6 protein-coding genes and 2 pseudogenes are annotated in these 7,765 nt (G+C 77.2%); 5 read left to right on the top strand and 3 right to left on the bottom strand.

Annotated features, from left to right (window positions below; all coding sequences use genetic code 11):
* Window positions 1-192 (bottom strand): annotated as a pseudogene (locus tag GTW67_RS16290) (ubiquinone biosynthesis methyltransferase UbiE); the annotation flags it as partial.
* A 17-nt stretch (window positions 193-209) separates the two neighbouring features.
* On the bottom strand, window positions 210-1,412 hold the full coding sequence (locus GTW67_RS16285) for a lycopene cyclase family protein (RefSeq protein WP_161165540.1): 1,203 nt from the start codon (window positions 1,410-1,412) through the stop codon (window positions 210-212).
* A gap of 1,069 nt (window positions 1,413-2,481) precedes the next feature.
* Here GTW67_RS16285 and crtI point away from each other — a divergent pair.
* From crtI to GTW67_RS16260, 5 genes are all read left to right on the top strand, one after another.
* Window positions 2,482-3,984, top strand: a complete 1,503-nt coding sequence (gene crtI, locus GTW67_RS16280; protein WP_161165539.1) for a phytoene desaturase family protein — start codon at window positions 2,482-2,484, stop codon at window positions 3,982-3,984.
* Window positions 3,981-4,985, top strand: coding sequence for a phytoene/squalene synthase family protein (locus GTW67_RS16275; protein WP_161165538.1), 1,005 nt, complete (start codon window positions 3,981-3,983; stop codon window positions 4,983-4,985). Before crtI ends, GTW67_RS16275 begins: the two co-directional genes overlap by 4 nt.
* Window positions 4,982-5,992 (top strand): Rieske (2Fe-2S) protein, encoded by a 1,011-nt coding sequence (locus GTW67_RS16270; RefSeq protein ID WP_161165537.1) that lies wholly within the window; start codon window positions 4,982-4,984, stop codon window positions 5,990-5,992. The genes GTW67_RS16275 and GTW67_RS16270 overlap by 4 nt, the downstream gene beginning before the upstream one ends.
* A 16-nt stretch (window positions 5,993-6,008) precedes the next feature.
* Window positions 6,009-6,485 (top strand): MSMEG_6728 family protein, encoded by a 477-nt coding sequence (locus GTW67_RS16265; RefSeq protein ID WP_161165536.1) that lies wholly within the window; start codon window positions 6,009-6,011, stop codon window positions 6,483-6,485.
* A gap of 95 nt (window positions 6,486-6,580) precedes the next feature.
* Window positions 6,581-7,546, top strand: a complete 966-nt coding sequence (locus GTW67_RS16260) for a DMT family transporter (RefSeq protein ID WP_237518892.1) — start codon at window positions 6,581-6,583, stop codon at window positions 7,544-7,546.
* Here the strand turns inward: GTW67_RS16260 and GTW67_RS16255 are convergent.
* Window positions 7,510-7,765 (bottom strand): annotated as a pseudogene (locus tag GTW67_RS16255) (MFS transporter); the annotation flags it as partial. The gene GTW67_RS16260 and the pseudogene GTW67_RS16255 overlap by 37 nt on opposite strands.

Here is a 7,765-nt window from a genome sequence, read left to right as displayed (position 1 = left end):
CGCCGTCGACGCGCCCGTGCCGCACCCCAGGTCGAGCACCCGGCGTCCGGCACCGCCGTCCGCGAGGGCCAGCCGACGGGCGGAGCGGCGCAACTGGGCGTGGTAGCCGGGGTTCAGCGCGACCAGCCGGTCGTAGCGCTCGGCGCCCCGGTCGAAGGCGGTGGCCAGCGCGGCATCGCGCAGCAGGGACATCGACGGCTCCTGACGGTTCAGTGGGCGGTGGGGTGGCGGCGGGGCAGCCACGGCAGTTCGGCGGCCGTGCGCAGCATCGGCAGGACGGGGGTGCGGGCGCCGACCGCCAGGTCCTCGTGGAGCCGGGTCCGCCCGTCGAGGAAGCGCAGCAGCCGCCGGGCGGGGACGCGGTCGAACAGCCGGAAGAACAGGTCGGGGCCGTCGACCCGGCCGGTGTCCAGCGCGCGCAGCAGCACCGCGTCCATCAGACGCGCCCGGGCCGGGTACGGGGCCGGCGGGACCGGGCTGCGGCCCGCGCGCACGGCGCGGGCGACGGCCTCCGCCTGGCGCTGCGCGGCGGCGAACGTGTAGCCGGTGGAGGCGCGTGTCGCCCCGCCCGCCGTCCCGATCCGGAAGACGGTGCCGGAGCCCTTGGCCCGCCGCTCGAAGCGGGCGTCGGTCATGGGGATCACCCCCTGCTCCGTCGACAGGACCTCCGCGGCGCCGATGCGCAGGACGCGACGCGTGTAGTCCTCCAGCTCACGGTCGTAGCGCTCCGCGGTCAGCGGCTCGGGGCCGAACTCCGTGTACTCGACCAGCGCGGTGTGCCGGCCGGTCGGCAGGACGTAGCCGAAGGACAGGCCGCGCGCCGGCTGCCGGGTGCGGAAGTCCATCAGGTCGACCACCGCCGGGTCGAAGACCGGCCGTTCGGTGCGGACGAACCAGCCGCGGAAGTGCTGGAGGAGACGGGTGCGGGCGGCGGCCGGACGGCCGGGCGGGCGCGAGTCGAAGACGCAGCGGGAGGACAGCGAGACGTGCGTGCCGGCGGCGTCCGTGGCCGACACCCGGACGGTGCCGTCCGGCAGCGCGGTCACCGTGCCGACGGTGGCCTCCAGGCGCCGCAGCCCCGGACGGTCCTTCAGGTCGCGGTCCACCAGCGCCTCGAAATCGTCCGAGCGGATCATCTTGTAGCGCGCGGGCGCGATGTGGCGCAGGACGACCGCACCGTCCCGGCCGCGCAACCGCAGCCACTCCCACGACGCGGTCACCGCCGGGTCGAAGCGGCCGCGGCCGGTCTCCCAGAAGCACCAGGTGCGGGGAGGCGGCCGCAGTTCACCGTCGGGCGGCTCGATCAGCACGACGGAGGGGGCGGGGCGGCGTGGTGTACCGCCCGGGAGCCGGTGCGCCAGGGAAAGCCCGGCGGCCCCGGCCCCGACCACGACGATGTCCACGTCGACCACGGTCTGCCTCCTTCCACCCGCCCCGCCCGCGACACCGGACGACATACGACGACTTGCCCGCCCCACACGACCCGCGAGCCCGACACGATCGCCGCCGCCCGTACGACCCGCGCCGCGCGCACGGCTGCGCCGCTCGTACGACCCGCGATCCCGGCACGACCGGCGCCGCCCGTTCGACCCGCGCCGCGCGTACGGCTTGCGCCGCCTGTACGACCCGCGCCGCCCGTGCGACCTGCGCCGCCCGCACGGCTTGCGCGCCCGGGACGGCCCGGCTCCGGCGGAGTATTCCCTCCCCGTACCGCACGCGGCCGTACGGCGCGCTGGGCGGCTCCCGTCGGGCACCCGCCCGGGGCCCGGGTACCCGCCGGGCGGGTGACAGCGGGGCGTGGACGCGCCCGGGCGCCGCCGTGCCGGAGACAAAGAGGGAAAGGCTGACGCGGACCCACTCCGCCGGCCGGAGCCGGACGGCGCACCCGGATCCGCGTCTGCCCCGGAGCCCCGCCCGGCCGGCGTGGGCACGGCAGCCGACGGACCCCGCGCGGCAGACCGCCGCGACGACGAGAGGACCCCCGATGCGCCCCACCAGGGCCGACGACGGCAGCACCCGGCCGCAGGCCCGGCCAGGGGCCCGGCCCGGGAACCAGCCAGGGGGCCCGCCGGAGGGCCGGCGAGGGGTCTGGAGCGGCCACCGGCCAGGGAGCCGGCTGGAGTACGGGCCCGGGGGCCGGCCGGTGGGCCGGCCGGTGGGCCAGCCAGGTGTCTGGTCAGGGGACCGGCCGGAGGACCGGCGAGGGGTCTGGTGCGGAAACCTGCCCGAGGGCCGGCCGCCGCAGGACCGGCCAGTGGCCCGGCCCAGAAACCTGCCCGGGGGCCGGCCGCAGATGGGCCGGCGAGGGGTCTGGTGCGGGGACCTGCCCGGGGACCGGCCGCAGGACCGGCCAGGTGACCGGCACGGAAACCGGCCGCAGGGCCGGCCAGGTGACCGGCACGGAGACCGGCCGCAGGCCCGGCCAGGGGCCCGGCGCGGAAGCCGGCCCGGTGTCCGCCCGTCCGCGACCCGGGGGCCCCGATGACGCGCACCGTGTCCGGGAGGACCGGGCACGTCGTGGTCGTCGGGGCGGGGCTTGCGGGGTTGTCCGCTGCTCTGCATCTGCTGGGGGCGGGGCGGCGGGTGACGGTTGTGGAGCGTGAGGCGCTGCCCGGTGGCCGGGCCGGGCGGCGTGAGGTCGGTGGCTATCACCTCGACACCGGCCCGACCGTCCTCACCATGCCCCACCTGGCTGACGAGGCCTTCGCGGCCGTCGGCGAGCGCCTGCGTGACCGGGTCGAGCTGCTGCCCCTCCACCCCGCCTACCGGGCCCGCTTCGCCGACGGCGGCACCCTGGACGTGCACACCGACGCGGACGCGATGGAAGCGGAGGTGGAGCGGTTCGCCGGGCCCCGTGAGGCGGCCGGGTACCGGCGGCTGCGCACCTGGCTCCAGCGGCTGTACGCCGTGCAGATGCGCCGCTTCATCGACGCCAACTTCGACTCGCCGTTCGGCCTGCTCACCCCCGACCTGGCCCGGCTCGCCGCCCTCGGCGGATTCGGCCGCCTGGACGCCCGTATCGGACGCTTCCTCACCGACGAACGCCTCAAGCGGGTCTTCTCCTTCCAGGCCCTGTACGCCGGCGTCGCGCCGGCCCGCGCCCTGGCCGCCTACGCCGTCATCGCCTACATGGACACCGTGGCCGGCGTGTACTTCCCGCGCGGCGGCATGCACGCCCTGCCCCGCGCCATGGCCGCCGCTGCCGCCGACGCCGGGGCCGACCTGCGCCTCGGTCAGGACGTCACCCGCCTGGAACGGTCCGGGAGCCGCGTCACCGCCGTCGTCACCGCCGACGAGCGCATCCCCTGCGACGCCGTCGTCCTCACCCCCGACCTGCCCGTGGCGCACCGGCTGCTGGGCCGCCGCCCGCGCCGCCCGCTGCGGCTGCGCCACGCGCCGTCCGCCGTCGTCCTGCACGCCGGCACCACCCGCACCTGGCCCCAACTCGCCCACCACACCCTGTCCTTCGGTACCGCGTGGCGGCGGACCTTCGACGAACTGACCCGGACCGGCGCCCTCATGACCGACCCGTCCCTGCTGATCACCCGGCCCACCGCCGGCGACCCCGGCCTCGCCCCCGCGGGCCGCCACCTGCACTACGTCCTCGCCCCCTGCCCCAACACCGACATCGGCCCGGGCGCCGAGGCCTGGAGCGACCTCGCGCCCCGCTACCGCGACCGCCTCCTCGCCACCCTGGAACGCCGGGGCTTGACCGGCATCGCCGCCGCCGTCGAGGCCGAGTGCCTGGTGACGCCCGCCGACTGGACCGCCCAGGGCCACGCCGCGGGCACCCCCTTCTCCGTCGCCCACACCTTCGCCCAGACCGGGCCCTTCCGGCCCCGCAACCTGGTGCGCGGCACGGACAACGCGGTCCTCGCCGGCTGCGGCACCACCCCGGGCGTCGGGGTGCCGACCGTGCTGATCTCGGGGAAGCTCGCCGCCGCCCGCATCACCGGCACCGCCCCGAAGGGCGGCGGCCGATGACCCGCCGTGAGCTGGACGCCGCCGGCATCACCGACCCCGTGCTGCGCGCCGCCTACACCCGCTGCCGCCGTCTCAACGCCCGCCACGGACGCACCTACTTCCTCGCGACCCGGCTCCTGCCCGTCGACCGCAGACCGTCCGTGCACGCCCTGTACGGCTTCGCGCGGTGGGCCGACGACATCGTCGACGACATGGGAGCCGACGCGGCACCCGCCGAGCGCGCCGCCGCGCTGACCCGGCTGGAGGAACGCCTGCGGCACGCGCTGACCGGCGGCCGGCCCGTCGGGGAGCCCGTCGCGCTCGCCGTCGCCGACACCGCCGCCCGCCACGCCATCGACCCGGAGCACTTCACCGCGTTCATGGCCTCCATGCGCAGCGACCTCACGGTCACCGACTACGCCACGTACGCCGATCTGCGCGCCTACATGCACGGCTCGGCCGCGGTCATCGGCCTCCAGATGCTGCCCGTCCTCGGCACCGTGACGCCCCGCGCCGAGGCCGCCCCGCACGCCGCCGCGCTGGGCGTCGCCTTCCAGCTGACCAACTTCCTGCGGGACGTCGGCGAGGACCTGGACCGCGGCCGGGTCTACCTCCCCGCCGACCTGCTCGCCGCGCACGGTGTGGAGCGGTCCCTGCTGCGCTGGAGCCGGCGCACCGGCCGCCACGACCGGCGCATCACCGCCGCGCTGCGGGCCGCCGAGGACCTCACCCGGGCCGTCTACCGCGAGGCCGTGCCCGGCATCGCGATGCTCGACCCCGTCGCCCGGCCCTGCATCCGCACCGCGTACGTGCTCTACCGGAACATCCTCGACGCCGTCGCGGACGGCGGGTACGCGGTACTGCACCGGCGCGCGGTGGTCTCCCGCGGACGCCGCGCGGCCGTCGCCGCGGACGGGCTCGCCCGGGTGCTGGCCGCCCGGCTCGGGGCCCGGGCCACGCCCGCGTCTCGTCCCCCGTCCCGCCCCCCGACGGTGCCCCACGAGGCCGAGGAGGCCCGATGAACCAGGACCCCCGCCCCCGCCGGGGACGGTACCCGCTGCGCCTGCGCCGCCACCCCGTCCCCTGGCAGGCGCAGCGCCCGACCTGGCGCGAGGCCCGGCCGGCCCTCGTCGCCGGGGCCCTCAAGCGCGCGCTGGCGCGTCCCTCGGGCAACTGGTACGTCCTCGGCGCCGCCACCGGCGTACGCCCCACCCGGCCGCTGGCCACGACGGTCGACGGCGTCGAGGTCGTCGTCTGGCGGGACGCGCGGGGGCGCCTGGTCGGCGGGCCCGGCGTCTGCCCGCACCTCGGTGCCCCGCTGGCCGACAGCCCGGTGCGGTGCGGCACCCTCGTGTGCCACTGGCACGGACTCGCCCTGGACGGCACCCCGTTCGCCGGCTGGGAACCCCTGCCGGTTCACGACGACGGCGTCCTGGTGTGGGTCCGGCTGGACGGCGTGGGGCAGGAGCCGCCGACGCCCGCCCCCGTCGTGCCCGCCAGACCGGACCCGGCGGCGTCACTGACGTCCGTCTGGCGCGGCACCGGCGTCTGCGAGCCGGAGGACGTCGTCGCCAACCGGCTCGACCCGTGGCACGGCGCCTGGTTCCACCCGTACTCCTTCGTCGACCTCACCGTCCTGAGGGCCCCGGACGACACCGGGGACGACGACCGCTTCGTGGTCGACGTCTCCTTCCGGCTCACCGGGCGGCTCGTCGTCCCCGTACGGGCCGAGTTCACCGCGCCCGGACCGCGCACCGTGGTCATGCGCATCACCGACGGCGAGGGCGCCGGGTCCGTCGTGGAGAGCCACGCCACGCCGCTCGGCCCCGACGACCGGGGCAGGCCGCGGACCGTGGTCACCGAGGCGGTGCTGGCCACCTCCGACCGGCCCGGCTTCCCCGTGGCCCGCCGCCTGGCACCGGCCCTGCGCCCGCTGATGCGGGCCGCCGCCGGCCGTCTGTGGCGCGACGACCTCGCCTACGCCGAACGGCGCCGGGACCTGCGCCGCCGCGGCCTGTTCCCCGGCTGACCGGAGGAGGACCGTCATGCAGACCTTCCTGCCCCACCCCGGCTTCCGGGAGTCGGCGCTCGCCCTGGACCGCCGCCGGCTGGGCAAGCAGCGGGTCGAGGCGCTCCAGGTGCTGCGCGGCCTGACCGTCCCCGGCTACGGCTGGCGCCGGCACCCGGCGGTGCGGATGTGGACCGGCTACGAGGAGGCCCTCGTCCGCTACGGCCTGGAGATCTGCCGGGTCTGGCGGGAGCAGGGGCACCAGGACAGCTGCGCCGCCCAGCTCGTCGCCGGGCTCGCCGCCTCCCACCCCGGCACCGCCGTGCGCGACCAGCCGGAGCTGGCCGCCGCCGGGGAACTGCCGCCCTGGCTCGGCGACGACGCCTTCCACCGCAGCCACCGCTCGGCACTGGTGCGCAAGGACCCGGACGCCTACGCCGTTCTCTTCCCGGGGGTCCCGGACGACCTGCCCTACGTGTGGCCCGCCTCGGACCGCGAGCCGGGGGAGGCGTAGGGCCCGAGCGAGGGTCGCCGGGCGCGGATTGGTCCCCGACGGCGCCCGGGAAGTGGACCTCATGGCGGACCGCCGTACTTCCTAACGTCGTGGCCATGAACTCCACCACCACGCGCGGGGCCCTGCTCGCCGCGCTCGCCTGTGTCCTCGTCGGCGGCTCCTTCACCGCCAACAGCCTGCTCGGCGACTATCCGTACGCCGGCGGCCAGTTCCTGCGCTACGGCCTGGCCTTCCTGCTGCTCGTCCCGCTCGCCGGCCCGGGTGCCGCGGCCCGGCTGCGCACGCTCGGCGCCGCCCGCTGGCTCCGGCTGGCGCTGCTCGCGGCCGTCGGCATGGTCGGCTTCAACCTGGCCGTCCTCGCGGCCGAACGCACCGCGGAACCGGCGGTCCCCGGTGTCTTCGTCGGCTGCGCGCCCGTCGTCGTGGCCGTGCTCGTCCCCCTGCTGGACGGGCGTCGGCCGCAGCGCGCCGTGCTGTACGGCGCGACGCTCGTGGCCGTCGGCGCCTTCACGGTCCAGGGCTGGGGGCGCACCGACGGCGCGGGCATCGCGTTCTCCGTGTGCGCGCTGGCCGGCGAGGTCGGGTTCGCGGTGCTCGCCGTGCCCGTCCTGCGTCCCCTGGGGCCGCGGCTGCTGTCCACGGTGGTGTGCGGGATCGCCGCCGTCGAGTCCGCGCTCGCCGGTGTGCTGATCGACGGCGCCGGCTGGCTGCGCCGGCCGGACGCGGTCGAGACGGGTGCGCTGCTGTGGCAGGCGGCGGTAGTCACCGTCGTCGGGTTCGTGTGCTGGTACATGGGCATGCAGCGCATCGGGGCCGAGCGCGCCACCCTGTTCTCCGGCCTGATCCCGGTCGCCGCCGCCGGCACGGCCCCGCTCGTCGGCACGGGCTCCTACGGTGCCGCGCAGGCCGTGGGCAGCGCCCTCGTCTTCGCCGGGGTGGCGGTGGGCTCGGGGGCCCTGGCCGCCCGGTCCGCCCGGCGCGGCCGTCCCCGGGCGGACCGGATGGACCGGGCTGACCGTGCGGCTCACCGGCTCGCGGAGCGCTCCTTGGAGAAGCTGTAGAGGTCCTTGGACGTGCTGATCAGCTCCCGCTGTTCGCTCTGGGAGCCGACCATGGGCTGCGAGCCGTGCAGCGGCACCTGGGCGCTCTCCGGCAGGAACTTCACCGTCACCAGGCCGATGACGCCGGCCGCCATCAGGTAGTAGGCGGGCATCAGCTCGTCGCCGGTGATGCTCACCAGCGCCTCGGTGACCAGCGGCGTGGTGCCGCCGAAGGCGGCA

Origin of the sequence: Streptomyces sp. SID5910, assembly GCF_009862125.1 — a bacterium.
Classification (GTDB): Bacteria; Actinomycetota; Actinomycetes; order Streptomycetales; family Streptomycetaceae; genus Streptomyces.
This window is presented reverse-complemented; position numbering and strand designations above follow the sequence as displayed.

Excerpts from the sequence above, each read along its gene's own strand:
- crtI (WP_161165539.1), top strand. The coding sequence starts at position 2,482 with ATGACGCGCACCGTGTCCGGGAGGACCGGGCACGTCGTGGTCGTCGGG.
- GTW67_RS16260 (WP_237518892.1), top strand. The coding sequence starts at position 6,581 with ATGAACTCCACCACCACGCGCGGGGCCCTGCTCGCCGCGCTCGCCTGT.
- GTW67_RS16270 (WP_161165537.1), top strand. The coding sequence starts at position 4,982 with ATGAACCAGGACCCCCGCCCCCGCCGGGGACGGTACCCGCTGCGCCTG.
- GTW67_RS16265 (WP_161165536.1), top strand. The coding sequence starts at position 6,009 with ATGCAGACCTTCCTGCCCCACCCCGGCTTCCGGGAGTCGGCGCTCGCC.
- GTW67_RS16275 (WP_161165538.1), top strand. The coding sequence starts at position 3,981 with ATGACCCGCCGTGAGCTGGACGCCGCCGGCATCACCGACCCCGTGCTG.